Source organism: Lacihabitans sp. CCS-44, assembly GCF_024343735.1.
In the GTDB taxonomy this organism is placed as follows: Bacteria; Bacteroidota; Bacteroidia; order Cytophagales; family Spirosomataceae; genus Leadbetterella.
Genome location: NZ_RJUE01000062.1, coordinates 16907 through 38358, shown reverse-complemented (window position 1 = coordinate 38358; position 21452 = coordinate 16907). Strand labels below are relative to the sequence as shown.

Annotated in this window: 14 protein-coding genes and 2 pseudogenes; all 16 read left to right on the top strand. The window is 38.6% G+C overall.

Features of this window, described 5'->3' with window-relative positions; all coding sequences use genetic code 11:
* Positions 1-80 precede the first annotated feature (80 nt).
* A complete protein-coding gene (locus tag EGI26_RS18425) occupies positions 81-3701 on the top strand; it encodes an alpha-L-rhamnosidase (RefSeq protein WP_255080539.1) in 3621 nt (1206 codons plus the stop codon).
* Between the two features lie 484 nt (positions 3702-4185).
* On the top strand, positions 4186-7035 hold the full coding sequence (locus EGI26_RS18420; RefSeq protein ID WP_255080538.1) for a TonB-dependent receptor domain-containing protein: 2850 nt from the start codon (positions 4186-4188) through the stop codon (positions 7033-7035).
* A gap of 121 nt (positions 7036-7156) precedes the next feature.
* Positions 7157-8584, top strand: coding sequence for a glycoside hydrolase family 1 protein (locus EGI26_RS18415; protein ID WP_255080537.1), 1428 nt, complete (start codon positions 7157-7159; stop codon positions 8582-8584).
* Positions 8585-8650: 66 nt separating this feature from the next.
* Positions 8651-10123: an FAD-binding protein gene (locus EGI26_RS18410; RefSeq protein ID WP_255080536.1), complete on the top strand. Its 1473-nt coding sequence runs from the start codon at positions 8651-8653 to the stop codon at positions 10121-10123.
* 67 nt (positions 10124-10190) lie between these two features.
* The gene (locus EGI26_RS18405; protein WP_255080535.1) at positions 10191-11396 is read left to right on the top strand and encodes an MFS transporter; all 1206 of its coding nucleotides are present in this window, start codon (positions 10191-10193) and stop codon (positions 11394-11396) included.
* 112 nt (positions 11397-11508) lie between these two features.
* Positions 11509-12192 (top strand): annotated as a pseudogene (locus tag EGI26_RS18400) (CoA transferase subunit A); the annotation flags it as partial.
* A gap of 114 nt (positions 12193-12306) precedes the next feature.
* A pseudogene (locus EGI26_RS18395) lies at positions 12307-12621 on the top strand (endonuclease domain-containing protein); the annotation flags it as partial.
* A 102-nt stretch (positions 12622-12723) separates the two neighbouring features.
* Positions 12724-13386, top strand: a complete 663-nt coding sequence (locus EGI26_RS18390) for a 3-oxoacid CoA-transferase subunit B (protein ID WP_255080626.1) — start codon at positions 12724-12726, stop codon at positions 13384-13386.
* A gap of 10 nt (positions 13387-13396) precedes the next feature.
* Positions 13397-15691, top strand: coding sequence for a glycoside hydrolase family 3 N-terminal domain-containing protein (locus EGI26_RS18385; RefSeq protein WP_255080534.1), 2295 nt, complete (start codon positions 13397-13399; stop codon positions 15689-15691).
* 3 nt (positions 15692-15694) lie between these two features.
* Positions 15695-16180, top strand: coding sequence for a cupin domain-containing protein (locus EGI26_RS18380; protein ID WP_255080533.1), 486 nt, complete (start codon positions 15695-15697; stop codon positions 16178-16180).
* A 24-nt stretch (positions 16181-16204) separates the two neighbouring features.
* Positions 16205-17026: an SDR family NAD(P)-dependent oxidoreductase gene (locus EGI26_RS18375; protein ID WP_255080532.1), complete on the top strand. Its 822-nt coding sequence runs from the start codon at positions 16205-16207 to the stop codon at positions 17024-17026.
* Between the two features lie 82 nt (positions 17027-17108).
* Positions 17109-17681 carry an O-methyltransferase gene (locus EGI26_RS18370; protein ID WP_255080531.1) on the top strand — a complete coding sequence of 191 codons (573 nt, stop codon included), beginning with the start codon at positions 17109-17111 and terminating at the stop codon, positions 17679-17681.
* Positions 17682-17709: 28 nt separating this feature from the next.
* Positions 17710-18471 (top strand): SDR family NAD(P)-dependent oxidoreductase, encoded by a 762-nt coding sequence (locus EGI26_RS18365; protein ID WP_255080530.1) that lies wholly within the window; start codon positions 17710-17712, stop codon positions 18469-18471.
* Between the two features lie 166 nt (positions 18472-18637).
* Positions 18638-19630 carry a VOC family protein gene (locus EGI26_RS18360; RefSeq protein WP_255080529.1) on the top strand — a complete coding sequence of 331 codons (993 nt, stop codon included), beginning with the start codon at positions 18638-18640 and terminating at the stop codon, positions 19628-19630.
* A 206-nt stretch (positions 19631-19836) separates the two neighbouring features.
* Complete coding sequence (locus EGI26_RS18355) at positions 19837-20202, top strand: four helix bundle protein (RefSeq protein ID WP_255080528.1); 366 nt, start codon at positions 19837-19839, stop codon at positions 20200-20202.
* Positions 20203-20332: 130 nt separating this feature from the next.
* Positions 20333-21421, top strand: a complete 1089-nt coding sequence (locus EGI26_RS18350; RefSeq protein WP_255080527.1) for a S9 family peptidase — start codon at positions 20333-20335, stop codon at positions 21419-21421.
* Positions 21422-21452 lie beyond the last annotated feature (31 nt).

Here is a 21452-nt window from a genome sequence, read left to right as displayed (position 1 = left end):
ATAGCAGGAAAGTACATAATAGCTAATACGCTTTTGGAGCATATCTTGCAGAAAATATGTTTAACCTTAAAAATAAAAACATGCTTAATCGAAAAGCAAAATGGATAACAGTCATATTTCTTTTGTCCATTGTAAGTCAAGTATTTGCAGGATTTACGATTGATAATCTCAAAGTAGATTATGAAACAACACCTCTCGGAATCGATATCTCCAATCCTCATTTTTCTTGGCAAATGAAAGCCACAGATAGCAAAAGAGGATACGCCCAAACAGCTTACCAAATAGTGGTAACGGATGCTGATAATAAAATTGTTTGGGATACTAAAAAAGTAAATTCTGACCTTTCGCATGGCATTGAATATGCTGGTACAGCCTTAAAAGCCACCACCAAATACACTTGGCAAGTAACTGTTTGGGACAATGCCAAATCTATGACAACCAAAAGCTCTTCGTTTGAAACCGGTTTGATGAATCCTGATATTTCGGCTTGGTCAGGTGCCAAATGGATAGGCGGAGACGATGAAGACTTGGTTTTTTATTCGCATTATCTTTCGGTTTACAAATTTCAATACGCCATTCAGCTCGATAAAGCCTCAAATTCTACCAAAGCTGCATTTGTATTTGGTGGCAACGACGCCCGATTGATGGACAAAGACCTGAACATGCAAGGTGTAGAAAACAAGAAAGACGAGAGTTATATTGCTTTAGAATTGGATATTACGAATGTTTCAGAAGCAACCGATGGATTGGCAAAACTCAATATTTACAGGGCGGGCTACACAAAAAATGATAACAATGAAACACCATTCAAAAGCCTTTCTATCCCAAAAAACTTAATCAATGAGGCTAATAAGTATGACAAGCATAAGATTTTTGTGACTTGTAATTTTGGCTTGTATGAGTTTTTTATTGGAGAAAATAAGCCTGAAAATAGAGTCGCCGAGAAAACGGAAGGAACGCCTTCGCCTTTTGCTCCTCGTGGCCTAAATCTTAATCCTGTTGGTAGTGGAAATAATTTCATTAGTTTTCCGATGTTGGCTGATGTCGGTTTTCAAACCAATGAAAACCAATCGGCTATTTTTTCAGAGGTAGAATTAAAAAACTTCCGTTTCCCTTCTAATACTTTGTTTACCGAAAAACTGAATGGAAATAATTACAATGGTATTTTCAAATCCAATAAACTGAACATTGAAAACAACAGCTATGTGGTAAAAGGTGGTGCTTTGATATTGGCTAATCCGAGTAAAAATGCTGCTCCAATGCTTAGAACTACGTTTGCTGTGCAATCTAAAACCATTAAAACCGCGAGGTTATATGTAACAGCCAGAGGAATTTATGAGGTTTTTATGAACGGCAAACGTGTGAGCAACGATTATTTTAATCCGGGTTTGACGCAGTACAATAAAAACCACATGTACCAAACCTATGACGTAAAAGACGTATTGAAACAAGGTGGTCAAAATGCGTTAGGTGCGTGGCTGAGTGAAGGTTGGTGGAGCGGCAACATTACTTTTAGTGGCGAGAGTTGGAATTATTTCGGGGATAGACAATCACTATTGAGCAAGTTGGTTATAAAATATACGGATGGTTCTGAGCAAATCATTACCTCAAATCCGAAAGAGTGGAAGTTTTTAAATGACGGCCCTGTTCGTTATGGAAGTTATTTCCAAGGCGAAGTGTATGATGCCAACAAAGAAGCTGCTATAAAAGATTGGTCAACAGTTGCTTATGATGCCAGCAAGTGGAAATCTACAGTTGAAGTTCCGTTGGAAGGAACTGCCTACCAAGGCACTTTTACGGATGGTCGTGGGCAAAAATCAACTTTTTCCTATAATGATTTGAAGTTGGTCGGACAAATGGGAAACAACGCCACCATCGTGAAAACCATGCCTGCGGTTTCGGTAGAAGAAGTTCGTCCGAAAGTATTTGTGTATGACATGGCTCAAAATATGGTGGGTGTTCCGCAAATTGTAATTAAAAATGGCAAAAAAGGACAGGTAATAACGATGCGTTTTGCCGAAGTAAAATACCCTAGTTTGAAAGAATATGGCGAAAATGTCGGAATGGTCATGATGGAAAACATCAGAGCGGCACTGACACAAGATATTTATATTCTGAAAGGTGGAGACGAAGTCATTCAGCCTAGATTTACTTTTCATGGATATCGTTATTTAGAACTAACTGGTTTAGAAAACGCTCTTCCAATCGCTGATGTAAAAGGTTTGGTGATAAGTTCAGTGTTGGGTTTGTCATCGAGTTATGAGACTTCCAATCCTCTGGTAAATAAACTTTGGGAAAATATCACTTGGTCACTTCGCAGCAATTTTCTTTCAATTCCGACTGATACACCAGCACGTAACGAACGCATGGGTTGGAGTGGTGATATTTCTGTTTTCTCAAAATCAGCCACTTATCTGACCGATGCTGATATGTTTTTAAGGCGTCACATGTTGGCCATGCGTGATGTGCAAGCTGAAAGTGGTCGATTTACAGACGTTGCTCCCATGGGTGGAGGTTTTGGTGGTACACTTTGGGGTAGTGCTGGCCTGACAGTGGCTTGGGAAACTTACCAACAATATGGCGATGTGCAGCTTTTAAAAGAGCATTATGATGCCATGAAAAAGTATGTTGCATTCTTGGATACCAAAGTAGACAAAGCCACAGAGATATTGAACGAAGGACCATTGGGTGATTGGTTGAGCCCAGAAAACAACAAGAACGATAACACAGAATTTTGGATGAGTTACTTTGCTTATGATTTAGAAATCATGAATAAAGTGGCTACCATTTTAAATAAACCAGAAGATGCAGCCGCTTTTAAGGCTCGTTATGAGGAAGTTAAAAGAGTTTTTAATGAAGTTTATGTAGACAAAAATACGCACAGAACCATAAAGTCAGGCGTGAAAACAGCAAGAATGGGGCCACCAAATACTAGAAATGTGGAGGAAAAATCAGACAAAGGCCAGCTGGTAGATACACAAGCTTCTTATGCTATTCCACTGGATTTGGGTTTATTTAATGATGAGAATAAGCCTTTTGCCATAAAATATTTAAATGAGGCCTTGACCCGTAAAAACAAAGACGACGAAGGCGTTGAGCGTCCTGAATATTCGTTGATGACAGGTTTTATTGGAACGGCTTCTATCGCCGATGCCCTTTCTGAAAATGGAAATCATGCCAATGCTTACCGTTTGTTGCAACAAAAAAGCTATCCATCTTGGTTGTATTCGGTGGTAAATGGAGCTACTTCTATTTGGGAGCGATTAAATTCTTATACGGTTGAAAACGGTTTTGGAGGAAATAATTCTATGAATTCGTTCAATCATTATTCCTTTGGTGCTGTTTCTTCGTGGATGTACAATTACTCGTTGGGTATTCAAAGAAGCCCTGAAAAAGCCGCTTTCAAACATTTTATATTGAAACCAACGCCTGACCCAGACAAAGTAATGACATTTGCTAAAGGTCATTATGACTCGGTTTATGGCAAAATAAAAAGCGAATGGAAAACGGAGAAAGGCAAACTGAGCTATAAATGCACCGTGCCGGCCAATAGCACTGCTACACTTTATTTACAAGCCAAAAGTCTTGCACAAATCACAGAATCTGGTAAAACTATAACAGCTTGGAAAGGTGTGAAAGTTGAGGGGGAAAGCGTAGTGATTCCTTTATCTTCAGGTGATTATGTTTTTGATGTGAAATAGTTTTCTTTATCATTTTATGAGAATCAGAGTTTTCCAAAATGGAGGCTCTGATTTTTTTTTAACACATAGAATCTTAAGGATTTAGGTTCTTTTTTTTTATACAAAATAGTAAAAAATAATAGGATTTAAATTTGCTTGGCTTGTGATTTTGTATTGATTTTTTCTCAGTTTTTAATGGTTTATTTTTTCAAAACACAAACTTTACCTTCAATAAGACTGAATCTCTACAAATCCCTTTTTTGAATATTGATTAATAGGGTTATTATCTTCAATTTATGCAGAAATCTTCTTATACAATCTGAAGTATGTAGTTTTAAGCTCATTACACCCATTAGTATTACGATTTCTTAGTACAAATAAAAATGAGAAAAATCATATTGATTGATTTTGAATCTTATTGGAGTTTTTTTGATTCACAAAGCCACCGAAAGAATCTGAAATTTGTACTACAATTTAGAAAAATAATACCAAACCTAATTGATGTATGAGAAAGAACTATTTTTTATCAAAATTTTTGTCGGCACTTATTCTGACCATGGTGGCTACAGTAACTTTTGCACAGAGTGGCAAAATTTCGGGTAAGGTCAGGGATTCGAAAAATGAGCCTTTAATCGGCTCTACTGTAAGCATTAAAGGAACAACCAAAGGAACAACCACAAATGCAAATGGTGATTTTTTACTGGAAAATGTCGCAGATGGAAGCTATACACTGACAATTTCTTTTTTGGGTTATAGTACCAAAGAGCTCAGTGTTTCTGTGCCACAATCAGGTAGTTTGAACATCAGCCTTGAAGAAGATCAGGCTTCTCTCGACGAGGTTGTAGTAACGGGGGTTTTTGATAAACGCACAAAAATGAATGCTTCGGTGGCAATTTCTACTTTAAACGCCAAACAAATTGAAGCCCTTGTGCCAAACTCTGCCGCCGATTTATTGAAAAACATCCCTGGGGTTTATGTAAATACTTCACGTGGCGAGGTAGGTAATTCGATTTACACCCGTGGTTTAAATTACAACGGAGGCTTTTTCTATGTTTCAATGCAAGAAGACGGCTTACCTGTTGTTGGTATTTCTGGTTTAGTACAACCTGACGGATTTTTAAGAGCCGATGCAACTTTGAATCGTATTGAGGTAGTACGTGGAGGAACGGCCTCAATCTTAGGAGCAAATGCCCCAGGTGGTATTTTTAACTATGTTTCAAAAACAGGTGGACAAACGCTTGCTGGCGAAGTTCGTGCAAGAGTTGGCCTAGAAGGAAACGGCAAAAACCCTTATTATCGTACAGATTTTAATGTAGGTGGGCCACTTTCAAAAGACAAAACCTTAACTTTTAATGTTGGTGGCTTTTATAGAAATGCCGACGGAGCTAAATATCCAGGATATAAATTGAGCTACGGTGGTCAGGTTAAAGCAAATGTGGTTAAAAACTACAAATCAGGCTCCGTAAAAGTTTATGCTAAAGTAATTGATGACAATACTGCTCCATTTGAATTTACTCCTTCGGTAGATTTTGCCAATCCAAGACCAGCGGGGAGCTTCACAAATAGCAGTTCTACGATTATTCAGTCGCAACAATTTACAATACCAAAATCATTGACTGGTTATTCAGAGGATATTGACTATGACACTAAAAAGGTGCAGTCTTTCAACGAAAAATCATTTGGTATAAACTGGGAACAAACTTTTGGCACTGGTTGGACGTTTAACAACAATTTGAGAATATCAAACAAAGACAACATTACGCAAACAACAGCAGTAGTATCGCCTTTCCGAGTTGACCAACTTACTTTTTATGGCGTAGGTGGCAATGTAGGCCGTATGGGAACGTATGAGTTTTATAACCCAACAACGGGTGCAAGCTATGGTACAGTACAACAATTGCCTCCCACTGCAGCGGGGCCTCCACGTGTAATCGCTGGAACATTAAGCCTGCCAGGTGGTGATGTAATGCCAAATGCCGTTTTTTATAACCCAAATCCTTATGGTAACAATGGTATGAACGATGTGATTGACCAAGCGACAATTACCAAAAAACTAAAAAACATGACCTTTACGGGTGGTCTTTATTATGCACAAACAAAAGTAACTCGTGTGGCGATTATACCTGCGGCACAAAGCTTTGCCACTATCGAAGACAAACCACAGACAGTAGCCATTCGTTATACCAATTTAGGTGGGCAAAAATTTGATTTGACAAACGCCAATGGTATCACCAACTTTGGTGGTGGTGGTTTATATGATAACGAAGGCACTATTAAACAAACTGCCTTGTTTTTGGGACATAATTGGGACATAAGCGAAAAATTGAATATTGACTGGGGTGTTCGTATGGAAAAATTCAATATTAACTCATCATTTACAACTCCAAAAAGAGTAACACCAGACAGCCCAACAGGTGCTGATGGTAATGCTTCTACCCTTTATGATGGACGTACATTTACAAGAAATCCGGCTCAAGGTTTCGACAAAAGCCTATCGTTTAAAGATTTACTATCTTATTCATTCGGCGTAAATTATAAAGTAAATGATGGTTTTGCAGTTTATGGTCGTTTTTCACAAGGTCGTAAATCGCCAGATTTGAGTTATTTTATGGATATCGCCAATCAGCAATTGACTTCGGGCATTTCTATTGAAGCTCAGGATATTAAAATGGCAGAATTTGGCTTGAAATACAGAAGCAAAAACCTTAGTTTATTTGCCACACCATTCTATACTTTGGCAAGCAATGTACCTAATTTCCAAATCTTCCAAAATGCAGATTTGACCTATTATGCTCCGCCACGTGCTTACCAGAAATTTGAGACAAAAGGCTTGGAATTAGAAGGAAATTATGTAATTACTAAGAATTTCAGCTTGCGAGCAGTGGGTACTATTCAAACATCAGTTGCCAAAGAGTTTTCGGTGTATTTAGCCAAAACAAATGGCCCAGCAGATGACACCAAAGTGGTTTATGACGGGGGCAAAAATGATAACGTGGGCAATATGTTTACTGTAACGCCAACATATAGTAATGATAAATTGACTGCCTCAATCAATTGGCAATACATGGGTAAGCGTTGGGCAAACGTTGGTAATGCCTTCCAATTGCCATCATTCAATGCTTTTGACTTGAACGCTTCGTATAAAATTAGCAAAAAAATTCAAGCTAATGTTTCTGTAAATAATATCTTAAATACTTACGGAATCATGGGTTGGGCTGCTCCAGGTGGTTTCCCTGCCTCATTGGATACCCAAGGTTTTACAAAAGCCATGCTCGAAGCAAATCCACAAGCTATTTATGCTACATTGCCAATTATGCCAAGAGCATATTTCTTGACATTAAGTTACAAGTTTTAATAAAACATAGATGCAAAGACAATGGTACATTTAAAGTAGAATGATTCTGCTTTGAATGTACTAATTGTTTTTTTTTACTTTACAAATAATTAACTCAAATGGCCTTTTTAAAATTCAAAAAATGAATAAAATAGTAAAGTCTTTTTTCTTGCTTTTTTTAATAGCAAATATTTCAAATGCCCAAAAAAAAGAACCTTTCCTTTGGGGTGTAGCCACCTGTGCATACCAAGTTGAAGGTGCTTATCAAACCGATGGAAAAGGAGAATCTAAATGGGATTTTCTGACCAATACAGTACACATCACCGAAAAAGTAATTGGACAAAATCATACTGGGAACGTTTCGATCAATATGTATGACCGTACCCAATATTTGAAAGATATTGCCTTAATGAAAGAATTGGGGCTAAATTCTTACAGAATGTCGCTCGATTGGAGCAGAATTATTCCCGACGGAACTGGTGCGGTCAATGAAGTAGCTTTAAAACATTACGATGTGTTGATTGATGATTTATTGGCAGCAGGCATTGAGCCATTCGTAACACTATATCACTTCGATTATCCTGCACTTTTGCTAAAAAAAGGCGGTTGGGCAAATCCAGAAATGCCAAATTGGTACTATAATTATGCTTCCGTAGTTTTAAAGAGATATGGTGGAAAAGTGAAACATTTCATTACTTTCAATGAGCCTTATATTGAATTTTTCTTGGTAGAAAACCTTTTAAGTGGCGGAAATCCAAATGATTTGACCAAAGAAAAATACATGAGTCAAATGCAAAAAGCTCATGCTCAGATGGTAACAAACGCACGTGTAATTAAGCTGCATCACGATCTGAAACTGAACGGAGAAATCGGTATTGTATTAAACGTAAATCCGGCAGCTCCATGGGATGAAAAGAGTGAGGCCGATAAAAAGGTTGCCGAATTTCAAGATATATTGATAAACGGCTTATTTCTCGACCCACTTTACAAAGGACACTACCCAAAAATGGCTTTGGATTCGATGGCTAAATACAATCCGACTTTCAAGCCAAGTGCCGAAGAAATGACTTTGATTGCCTCAAATAAGCCAGATTTTTTAGGAATCAATTTTTATGCTCCTGCCATCGTAAAAGGCGAAGATACAGCCGTGTCGTTGAAATGGTTAGACAATAATCCTGACGAAATAAAATCAAATGTTGGGCCTGTACGACCAGAATATTTGTACAAAATGCTGATGCGTTTGAAAACTGATTACAATAATCCGAAAGTTTATATCACCGAAAACGGAACTGGTTATGTATCAGAAGACGTAAAAGTGAATGGCAAAATCAACGACCCCATGCGTGCTGACTATATCAAACGCCACATTGAATGGTCGCTTAAAGCGAAATCGGAAGGGGCAAATCTGAACGGATATATGGTTTGGTCTGGTTGGGATAATTTTGAATGGGTATCAGGCTATACCAAGCGTTTGGGTTTGATTTATGTCGATTTTGAAACCCAAGAACGCACGCCAAAGCAAAGTTTTTATGAGTATCAAAAGATAATAAAGGCAAATAAAGGATTGTAAGTTGTTATTAGTAAGGTCTGAAATTGAGAAACTCGAAATTGTTTTTTAAGAATAAAAGTATATAAAATGGGAAAAATGGAGTCCGATGTTATCATCATCGCAGCAGGTGCTGCAGGACTTTCTGCTGCAGTAAGTGCTGCACAAAGTGGACTTTCTGTGATAGTTTTTGAGAAAAATGCAATCACAGGTGGCACTGCCAACAAAGGCATGGGGCCGCTGGGCATCGAAAGTCGTCATACAAGAGCGAGATTGCTACAACCAACCAAAGATGAAGCCTTTAAGGTATTCATGGATTATACGCACTGGCGAGTGGATGCCAAATTGGTGCGTGCTTTTTTGAATAAATCAGGCGATACCATTCACTGGTTGGAGAGCTTAGGTGTGGAATTTGTAGAGCCTGCCACTTATTTTACAAGTTCGTATTCGACTTGGCATTTGGTGAAGCCCGAAGTTGGCCCTCCTGGCCCAGGCGGTGCTGCTACTATGATGAAGATTCTGACCCAAAAAGCAATAGATTTACGTGTAAAATTCTATTTGGAATGTGCCGTAAAGCAAATAGTTAAAGAAAATAATGCTATTATTGGCGTAATAGCCACCGATAAAGTTGGTAATAAAATAGAAGCTCGTTCAAAAGCATTAATCGTGGCAACTGGTGGATTTGGCAATAGCCCCGAAATGATAAAAGAATACGCTGGATTTGAGGTTGATAAAGATATTTACCCTTTCAAAATTCAAGGAGTTACAGGCGATGGAATCAGAATGGCGTGGGAAGTAGGTGCTCAAAAAACAGAGATGTCGATGGAGTTGGTCTATGGCATGCCCGACCCGCTCAATGTGCCACCACAATTGCACGAAGCCTGTCGTCAGCCGCATTTATTTGTCAATTATTTGGGCGAAAGATTTATGAATGAAGCCATTATGGCAAACGTAACTTTCACAGGAAATGCTCTCACACTTCAAAAAGACAAAACTGGCTTTTTGATTTTTGATGAAAGTATTTTGAAAGAAATGGAGCAAGATTTTGATACTCGAAATCGTGTTTTCCCGAAAACAAATTTTGAAAATTCTCAAGCCATTATTGATGCTTATTTGAAATCGGGCAAAGGTAATTTTTATGTAGCCGACACCCTCGAAGACCTTGCCGAGCAAACAGGAATTGATTTAGAAAATTTAAAAGAAACCATCGAAAGTTATAATGTTTATTGCAAAAATGGCTATGATGAACAATTTAACAAAGAAAGAAAATACCTCAGGTCGCTCACTGGTGGAAAATGGTATGCAGGAAGGCATTTTCCGAGTGCTTATGGCAGTGCGGGTGGTATAAAAATCAACGAAAAAGCCGAAGTTATCGGTCAAGATTGGAAGCCCATTAAAGGGCTTTATGCCGCAGGAACAGATGCTTGCAGCATTTATGGCGATAGTTATCCATTCATTTTTCCGGGTACGTCTATGGGTTTTGCCATTAATACTGGCAGTATAGCTGTGGAGAGTATTTTGAAATATCTTAATATTCCCCAAAAACATAAAGAGGTAAAATAAAAAACAAATAATGTATTTGACAAATAATAAAAACTGTCATATTTATATCTTAAACCCTAAATAAAAAATGAAAAAAGGACTCTTTACCTATGAAAATGGCATTGTGATGCTCATGGCACTCACCTTTGGCTGTTTGTTTTTCGACCGACTTGCTCTTAATTTCTTGATGCCTTATGTGGCCAAAGATTTGAATCTAAACAATACTCAAATCGGACTTTTGGCTGGAGCTTTGTCGCTAGCTTGGGCATTTTCTAGTTTTTTCTCCACCGCTTGGGCAGAGGTAAACAATAAGAAGAAAATTGTATTTATCGTTGCAGTATTTGTGTTCTCAATTTGTTCATTTGGGTCTGGATTAGCTACTTCGTTCATCACTTTACTCTTGGCCCGTTTGGTGATGGGTTTCGCAGAAGGCCCCGTTATTCCTTTGGCACAAAATTTTGTAGAAAGAGAATCTTCTCCCAACAGATTAGGTCTAAATGCTGGTATACTTCAGGCATTTGGCTCCGCATTATTTGGTTCTATTTTAGCACCTGTATTGTTAGTTCAAATAGCCGAAAACATGGGCTGGAGAAATGCTTTTTTTGTGGCTGGGGCTCCTGGCTTACTTTTGGGTCTGTTGGCATGGAAGTTTGTAAAGGCTTCCACGGCAGAGAGTACTAAAGCATCGTCTGCTTCGTCGGAAGAAAAATCATCTTTGAATATTTCAGAACTTTTGAAGTACAACAACATAAAATACGGCATTGGAGCTGCATGCTGTGTGTTTGGATGGTGGTTTGCCACATTGCCATTTATCTCTAATTATTTTGTAAACACACAAGGTATGTCAGCGGATGACATGGGTAAAACAATGGGATTATTGGGTGTTTCTGGATTGGTCTCTTCTATTATTGTTCCAGGGCTTTCGGATAAAATTGGGCGTAAGAAAGTGTTGATGATTTTCATATCTTTGGGTATTTTGTACCCATTTGCGGTATATTTTTTGTCAGCTACAGCTTTACATCTTCCTGCAATGTTTCTTGCCTATTTTACTATGGGCACTATTCCGTTAGTAGCAGCTGTAATTCCGTCTGAGTCAGTACCAGTGCATCTTAAAGCCAAAGCAATTGGATTGATTACAGCTGTTGGTGAAATAGTTGGTGGAGTTTTTATTCCAGGGATTGCGGGTTATTTATCTGACACTATCGATCCTTCTGCGTTTTTATGGGTGGCTAGTTTTTTAGCAACTTTGGCTTTGTTTTTTGTAAATAAACTGCATAATATTTCAAGAAATTGATAAAATGAATAATGGATTGATTATGAATAGAAATGGATTTCTCCAAACTGTTATTTCGTTAGTTTTGATGTTTACATTTGTTGTTATTTTAATGTAAAGTGAAAATTTAGTTATGATTTCAAAAGTTGTAAAAAATAGCGAAGAGGCTATTGCTGACATCGGTGATGGCTCCATTTTAATGTTGGGAGGCTTCGGACTTTGCGGAATTCCTGAAAACTGTATTCAATCTTTGGTAGAAAAAGGAGTGAAAAATCTAACTTGTATTTCAAACAATGCCGGTGTGGATGACTTCGGAATAGGCTTGATGCTTCAAAACAGACAGGTAAAAAAGATGATTTCATCTTATGTAGGTGAGAATAAGGAGTTTGAGAGGCAGTTGCTATCAGGTGAGTTAGAGGTTGAGTTGATTCCGCAAGGTACATTGGCCGAGAGAATCAGAGCTGGTGGGGCCGGAATTCCAGCATTTTTTACACCAGCGGGAGTAGGTACGGAAGTGGCCCAAGGAAAACAAGTTGAAGAGTTCGACGGTAAAAAATATTTGAAAGAAGCTTGGCTAAGAGCCGATTTTTCAATTATCAAAGCTTGGAAAGGTGACAAATCTGGTAATTTAGTATTCAAAGGCACAGCTCGAAACTTTAGTCCAATGATGGCTGCCGCTGGTAAAATCTGTATTGCAGAAGTCGAAGAACTGGTAGAGACCGGTGAATTAAATCCAAACGAAATTCATGTACCTGGAATATATGTTCAAATGATTTTTCAAGGAGAAAATTATCAAAAAAGGATTGAGCAGCGGACAACTGCCCCCCCCGCCCCCGATGGGGGAGCTGACATACAATCCGACAAGGATAACCCTAAGCTTTTACGAAATTCCTCTTATTGGCAAAAAGCAGATCCTTTCACTTACGGCTTATTGAAGGAATACTCGATAAAAATGAGAAATAATCCCACTAATGCTGAAAAAATAATGTGGGAAGGTTTATGCGGAAAAAAGCTTGATGGTTTTAAGTTTAGAAGACAACATATTATTGGTCAATACATAACAGATTTTGTATGTTTAAAAGTTGGCTTAATTATCGAAATTGATGGTTTAATTCATCAATTACCTGAAAATCAGTCATCAGATTTAGAAAGGACGAATTGGTTAGAAGGCCAAGGTTTTAAAGTTATTAGATTTTCAAATCATGAGGTTTTTACTCAATATGAAAGTGTTTTAGAAAAGATTCTGCAAGAAATCGAAAAGCACAAAGAAAATATCTCAGGTATAAAAAACACCATCAAAGTAGCTCCCCCATCGGGGGCAGGGGGGGCAGTATTTTTTGAGTTAGGCATCGGCCTCACCAAATTTGGCATTGCCAAACGTATTTCACAAGAAATTAAAAACAACTCCTACGCAAACCTTGGCATAGGAATTCCAACATTAGTAGCCAATTACATCCCCAAAGAAATAAATGTAATGCTACAATCTGAAAACGGATTGCTCGGAATTGGGCCATTTCCCAAAGAAGAGAATGTGGATGCCGACTTGATAAATGCAGGAAAGCAAACTGTGACCATGCAGGCAGGTTCGGCACTTTTTGATTCTGCGGAAAGTTTCGCCATGATTCGTGGTGAGCATGTTGATTTGACAATTCTTGGAGCCATGGAAGTGTCTGAAAATGGAGATATTGCCAATTGGAAAATTCCAGGTAAAATGGTGAAAGGAATGGGCGGAGCCATGGATTTGGTGGCTTCGGCCAAGAATATAATCGTAGCTATGCAGCACGTTTCGAAAGATGGAAAATCAAAACTACTTGAAAAATGTACTCTGCCCATTACTGGTCTACGGTGCGTCAAAAAAATAGTTACTGAACTGTGTGTAATAGAGGTTCTTCCAGATGGCAAAGGGTTTAATCTATTGGAATTAGCCCCGGGAATCACAAAAGAACAAGTGCAGGCCGCCACCGAAGGCAAACTCCGAATCGATTCTGAATTAAAAGAAATGAAACTTTAACATAAATATTATGAAAAAAAGCATATTCCTAGTTTGCCAAATTCTCCTAATTGGAGCGGTTTCGGCACAAAATAAATGGATAGAAACTGACAAAGGCGATTTCAAGATTGTTTCAAATCCCAACGGTCAAAAATTGGGCTATTCACCCAATTCGGGCGTCAAAATAATCACTGTAAATGGTTTGGCCTTCAAGGATTTGAACAAAAATGGTAGCCTAGATAAATTTGAGGATTGGAGAATTCCGGCCGACCTAAGAGCCAAAGACTTGGCTTCTAAATTGAGTATCAAAGAAATAGCTGGTCTAATGCTGTACTCTTCGCATCAGTCAATTCCCGCTAGGCCAGGTGGGTATTTTTCAGGAACTTATGGTGGAAAGCCCTTCAAAGCTGGAGAGACCGATCCTAGTGATTTGACGGATCAGCAAAAGAAGTTTTTGGCAGATGACAACTTGCGTCATGTACTCATTACGACCGTTCAAACACCGGAGATCGCAGCAAAATGGAACAATAAACTACAGGCTTTTTGTGAAAGCGTAGGGTTTGGAATTCCTGCCAATAACAGCACCGACCCGAGACATGGCACCAGAGCCAAAGCTGAATATGATGCCGCTTCAGGTGGTGAAATCTCCATGTGGCCAAGCTCACTGGGTATGGCTGCGAGTTTTGACCCGGCCCTGATACAGAAATTCGGCGAAGTAGCCGCAAAGGAATATCGGGCTTTAGGCATCACCACGGCTCTGTCACCACAGGTCGACATTGCCACTGAGCCTCGCTGGGCAAGATTCAACGGTACTTTTGGAGAAAGCCCAAGTCTTTCTGCAGCTATGGCTCAGGCCTATTGTGATGGTTTTCAGTCAAATATCTGGGGAAACAAAAGTGTAAATGCAATGGTGAAACATTGGCCTGGAGGTGGCACTGGCGAAGCAGGCCGTGATGCCCATTACGCTATTGGTAAATTTGGTGTATATCCTGGTAATAATTTTAATGCTCATTTGATTCCGTTTACGCAAGGAGCGTTTAAGCTAAAAGGTCAGACCAAAATGGCTTCGGCCATTATGCCATATTATACCATTTCTTGGAATCAAGACCCTAAGAATCATGAAAATGTAGCCAACAATTATAACAAATATCTATTGACGGATTTGCTCCGTACCAAATATAAATACGACGGTGTGGTTTGTACTGACTGGGGAGTGGTGTCATTACACCGCCAAATGGACTCATTTATAGACGGTAAGCCTTGGGGTTTGGAAAAACTCACACTAAACGAGTTGCATTACAAAGCCCTAATGGCTGGCGTGGACCAGTATGGTGGCAACAATGACATAAAACCAGTAATAGAGGCTTATAATATGGGAGTTGCAGAGCATGGTGAATCCAAAATGAGGTCCCGTTTAGAAGAGTCCGCTGTAAGATTATTAAAGAATATTTTCAGAGTAGGTGTTTTTGAGAATCCTTATCTGGATAGTCAAGAAACCAAGAATACTGTAGGTAAACCCGAATTCATGAAGATAGGTTATGAGGCACAGTTGAAAGCTATAGTAATGCTCAAAAACCAATCAAAAGTATTACCGGTTGCAGTCAAAAAGACAGTTTATGTACCAAAACGATTTGTTCCAGCCAGTCGCAATTTCTTGGGTATGGAAACCCCAGCATCTGAGGATTATCCTGTAAATATGGATATCGTAAAGAAGTATTATAATGTTACAGAAAATGCAGATGAGGCTGATTTTGCTTTGGTTTTTATAGAGAACCCAAGTGCGAGTATTGGCTATGACAAAGAAGATATTAAAAATGGAGGAAACGGGTATATTCCGATAAGTCTGCAATACAGTGATTACACCGCTACAGAAGCCCGGGCAACGAGTATTGCGGGTGGCGATGCTTTAGAGAGCTTTACCAATAGAAGTTATAAAGATAAAACAGCAAAAACACCAAATATCACAGACGCCAAACTGGTGGAGGCTACCAAAGCCAAAATGAAAGGAAAACCTGTGGTTGTGTCTATAAATACGTCTAATCCGATGGTATTTTCTGAAATTGAACCTCATGCCTCGGCCATATTATTGAGTTTTGGTGTACAAGACCAAGCCATTATAGAGACTTTGGTAGGAAAATCGGAGCCATCGGCCTTGCTTCCTATGCAAATGCCAGCCGATATGGTTACAGTTGAAAAACAAGCTGAAGATGTGCCTTTTGACCTGAAATGCCATAAGGATAGTGAAGGCAATTCGTATGATTTTGGCTTCGGAATGAACTGGAAAGGGGTTATCAAAGACGCAAGAGTGTTAAAGTTTAAAAAGTAAACCATGGTAAATTCTATAAGGAGAGTCGTAACTGGCCATACGGATGAGGGGAAAGCCATATTTTCTGCTGATGAAGAGTTTGAAACCCTGGTGATTCCATCTGGAGATGCTGCCATGGCTACCATTTGGACAACAGCTACGGTTCCAGCCGATTGTAATGACGATGCTGACGGTCGTCTTAGAGATGTTGGAACAACACTCAAAGGTGGCTCAGTGATTAGAGTAGTAGATATGTTGCCTGGGGCAAGCTCACCCATGCACCGAACTTCGAGTATAGATTACGGCATCGTTATGAGCGGAAATATTGAGTTGGAACTGGAAGATAAAGTTCTGAAAACCGTGGGGGAAGGTGGAATAATTGTACAACGTGGCACCATACACAAATGGCGAAATCCAAGTGAAACAGAAATCTGTCGGATCGTATTTGTACTTACTGAAGCAAGACCTTTTGAAGTAAATGGAAAAGCTTTAGAAGATGTAGCCCCCTAACCCCCAAAGGGGGAACAGTACAAAATGGGAAAAATAAATAAAATCATCGCAAAATCAGAAGCTCCCCCTTCGGGGGCAGGGGGGCTATTTGATTTAACAGATAAAACGGCATTAGTAACAGGCTCAAGCTCGGGAATGGGAAAAGCTATTGCCATGGCTTTGGCACAACATGGTGCAGAGGTCATAATTTCTAGTTTTGATATTCAAGAACTTGAAAACACCCAAATAGAATTTCAAAATATGGGAGTAGAGGTTGAAGCAATTCCTTGCGACATGTCTCAAAAGGCCGAAATTGATCAATTGATAGAAGCTTGTTTTTCTAAATACTCAAAAATAGATATTCTGGTAAATTGTGTTGGAATGGCTCCTGTGGGAGGTTTTTTGGAAATCAGTTCAGATTCTTTCGAAAATACCATGAGCTTAAATATTCAAGCTGCGATCCATATTTCGCAACTCGTAATTCCGAAAATGCAAGCCCAAAAAGATGGTGTAATTATCTACTTGGCAAGTATTGCCGGAGTGCGTGGAAACAAAAATCTGGGACTTTATGGCATTTCAAAAGCTGGTTTAATAGAAATGGCTCGAAACCTCGCTGTAGAATTTGGTCCAGATAATATCAGAGTAAACACTATTTCGCCAGGAATGATTAACACTCCTTTTTCTGAATCTTTAATGAAAAATGAGACATTTATGGCAAAGCGATTGTCTCAAACTCCGCTGCGAAGAGTAGGAGAAGTAGAGGAGATTGCAGGCGTGGCAGTGATGTTAGCCTCGAAAGCCGGAGGATTTATCACGGGTCAAAATATCATTGTGGATGGAGGAACTACCATTAGTGATGGGAATTGATTTTATTTTACATCTAAATACTTTTTGAATGCTTAAGCTTGAATCTGAAATGAAGACCGTACTGAATCACTATCACCAGAGGATGGAAGACGAGGTTCAGTTATTCAATCAATTACCAGAAGAAGAAAAAATTGGGCGAAAAGATGATTTTTTGCTTCCGATTGGATTTGAAATTGGAGTCTTTTTGAATAATATGATAAAATCTGCTAAAAGTAAGACTATTCTCGAAATAGGAACTGCTTATGGCTACTCTACAATTTGGCTGGCAGAAGCAGCAAAAGCAACTGGTGGGAAAGTTATTACGCTTGAAATAAGCCAAGAAAAAGTTAATTATGCAAAAGATAAAATTGGGGAAGCGGAGCTTTCAGATTATGTAGAATTTAGAGTGGGGAATGCCCTTGAATCAATAAAAAATGCAACCGAAACTTTCGATTTTGTGCTTCTTGATATTTGGAAAGAATTATATACGCCTTGTTTTGAACTGTTTTTTCCTAAACTTAATATTGGTGCTTGGGTTGCTGCAGATAATATTATTCATCCACCTCATCACAAAAATGAAACGGATAAATATTTAATCGCATTAAAACAAACAAACGCCTTCGATTCTGTGCTTTTGCCAATTGGAAGTGGAATTGAGTTAAGCCAATTAAAATAGCTATTAATTGTAAATGATTAATTTTTAAATGAAAAGATTTGAAAATAAAGTCTGCATCGTAACGGGTGCAGCATCAGGAATTGGACAAGCAACAGCCATTGCTTTTGCCAAGGAGGGAGCAAAAGTAGTATTGGCAGATATTGGAGATATGACAGAAACTGCCCAAGCATTAAATATTCATCAATCATCATTTATTATTTTAAACTGCAACATTGGTAAAAGAGAAGAGGTAGTCAATCTAATAGAAACAACAGTAAAAACCTTTGGTAGAATTAATTGTGCAGTAAACAGTGCAGGTATTGCAGGAAAACTTTCTCTTCCAGTTCATGAGTATCCTGAGGAAGATTGGCTCAATCAGATCCAAATAAACCTTGTCGGCACTTATTATTGCGTAAAATTACAATTGGAGCAAATGATGAAGCAAGGTGGAGGCAATATCGTTTGTGTTTCGTCGGCTGCGGGATTGGTTGGTCAGCCAGATAATTCATCCTATGCAGCTTCAAAGCACGGTGTGAATGGCTTGGTGAAGTCAGCTGCCATAGAATATGCCACCAAAAATATCAGGATAAATGCCATTTGTCCAACTGCCATAGAAACGCCAATGATTATGCACGGACGGAGAAACTTGGCAGAAAACCCAGCCGCTTTAGAACAAGCCAAGAATCACCAACGTATGAAACGTATGGGGCAACCTTCCGAAGTTGCTGACGTTGCACTTTGGCTTTGTTCCGACCAATCAAGTTTTATTACTGGGCATTGTATGGCTGTTGATGGTGGTGCTTTTGCATAGGCTCAATAAAGTTTCCGTAAGAATATATTTGTATAAATATTATCCTTAAATATATATTTTTGGATTGATAATGAATACTATTTGAATAAAATCGATTAATTATCTTGTAATTTTATTATTAGTTTTGTACCATTAAATAAAAGCATTTTACAAAAAAAGATATATTATGGCAAAGAATCCTCATTTCCTTTCCCAAATGGCTCACATAGAGGTTTTAACCAAAGACCTCAGTAAGTCTGTAGAATTTTTTCGGGATGTAGTAGGAATGGACGAAACTGGGCGTGAAGGAAATTCTGTTTACCTCAGAGCATGGGGCGATTATTTTCACCATACTTTAAAACTTACCCAAAGTGAGCAATCGGGTCTTGGCCACATTGGGTGGCGTGCTGATAGCCCTGAGGCTTTGGAAGAATGCGTGGCCTATTTAGAAAATATTGGAGCCGGTCGTGGTTGGGTAGAAGGAGATTTGGGTCATGGAAAAGCCTATCGTTTCCAATCACCAGACGGTCATATCCACGAAGTATTTTGGGAGGTAGTTTGGTTGCGTGAAACTGGCGAAAGAGGTAGTATTTATGCCGACCGCTACGCAAGTAACCGTAAGTTGGGAGCTAATCCACGCCGTTTCGACCACGTGACCTACATGGTTGCGAAAGGAAAATACGCCAACGAAAAGGAATTTTGGAAAAACATGGGACTTAAAAACCCTGATGAGATCAGAATTTCAGATGACATGCCACCCATCGGAGGCTTGCATACGATTGGTAATCTTTCGCATGATATTGCTGTATTTACAGACCCAAATATCGGTGAAAACGAAGGTGTGTTGAATCACATCTGTTGGAATGTAGACAGCAGAGAAGAAGTATTGATAGCCCTCGATTATTTCATTGAAAAAGGTTACAAGAGCGTAATGGGAGCCCCAACTCGCCATAAAGCCGACGAAGGATTCTTCATCTATATTATTGATCCGGGTAGTGGTGTATTGTTTGAATATTATGCCTGTGCAAGGCTAGTATTTGCACCTGATCATTTGGATGTTCATTATTTGAAGGACAATCCAAACGATGCTTGGGGTTCGGCCAATCCATTTGCAGAAATGGGAAAAGGCAAAAAACTGGGCCTATCGGAAGATGGAACTGTGAAGCCGGCGGACGTGTAAATAGATATGAAATATGAATTAGTAAATCTTAATTTACTGTTATAACTTTCTAGATATCTGATAATTAGTATCCCAGAGTTGTTCAGATATTTTAAGAATATATATCCAAATGGAATTTTAAACCTGGTAAGTATTTAAAATGTACTAAGTTAGTGACACTTATTGTGATTTGACCAGCCGATAGTAAATAATAATTTCCAAAAATCATGGAATCTGTTAAAGAGAGTATAATAAAAGTCAAGTCATTTCAATTTGCAGTAAGAGTAGTCAAGCTTTATAAATATCTAGTTGAATCCAAGAAGGAGTATGTAATGGCTAAGCAATTTCTGAAGTCAGGCACATCTATAGGTGCTAATGTACGTGAAGCACATAATGCTGAGTCAATGGCGGATTTTATTCATAAATTAGCAATTGCACAAAAAGAATGTGATGAAACTCTTTATTGGTTAGAGTTATTAAAGGAAAGTGATTATCTGAATGAACTCGAGTTTAATTCAATATATCCTGAAGCTGTAGAAATTCTTAAAATTGTGAAAAGTATAATAATCACTATGAAAAAAAAGAAAATTTAAATTTAATATGAATATTGTTAGAGTACAGAAAAGTTCTTCTCAAAATCAACTAACTGAGTTTTTTTTTCAAAATTAATAATTCATATCTCATAATTAAAGTTATATGTGGCATTTTTATCCAGGGCAGTACATGCCCTCATATCAAGTAAATAGAGCATTGAGCCAAGCCCATTATGGCGGTGGTGAGTTTGCCGAAATTATAGAAGTAGCTCAAAAAATAGATCCTGAAAATAGGGAGAGCTTCAACATTGCATGGCTCGAAAAAGGCAATCAAGTTTTTGCATGGGCCGAAGATTTCGAGAAAAATAATGCTCTTGTGTCCGCAAGACGCACTTATTTACGAGCATTTAACTATCTGCGTACTGCTGAGTTTTTTATGAATCTGCAAGATGATAGAAAACTCGAAACGTACACAAAGGCTAGAGAAGCTTTCATTAGAGCTATTAAATATTTCGATGAAAAACCGCTTCAAATAGAAGTACCATTCGAAAATTCTTTCTTGCCAGGTTATTTGTTCAAGCCAGCAGGAGTGAAAAATCCACCCGTAATGGTAATGTTTGGAGGGCTCGATAGCCTTGCCGAAGAACTCTATTTTGGTATTGGAAATCATTTGAACGAAAGAGGAATCGCACTTTTGGCAGTTGATGGCCCAGGGCAAGGAGCCGCTTTGAGATTAAATCATATCCATTCTCGCCATGACTATAATGTAGCAGGAACTGCTGTATATGAGTACGTTGTAGAAAATCTGAAAGACGAAGTCGATACCACCAAAATAGGTATTGCAGGTGTTTCTATGGGCGGATATATGGCTGCTCGTTGTGCGGCATTTGAGCCTCGTTTTAAGGTTTGCATGATTTACGGAGCGGTTTATTCTTACTATTCTGTATGGGCTGGGCGTACCATAAAACATCCTTTGGCCGAAATCGTGATGCACATCTTAGATGCCAACAGCTATGAAGAGGTTTTGGAGAAATTAAAGGGTTTTACCCTTGAAAATGGTGTTGCGGAGCAAATTTCGATGCCTACATTTATTATGCATGGTGGAGACGATAAACAGAACTTTGTGGAACATGCCATTAACCTAGAGAAGCATTTGACTTGTGAACATAAGATGAAAATAGTACCGTCAGGTGAAAGCGGTGCTCAACATTGCCAAGTAGACGATTTTATGCCGACCTTAGATATGTACGATTGGATTGCAGAAAAAATAAAAGCATAAACCAATTAAATGCAATTATGAATTATGAATT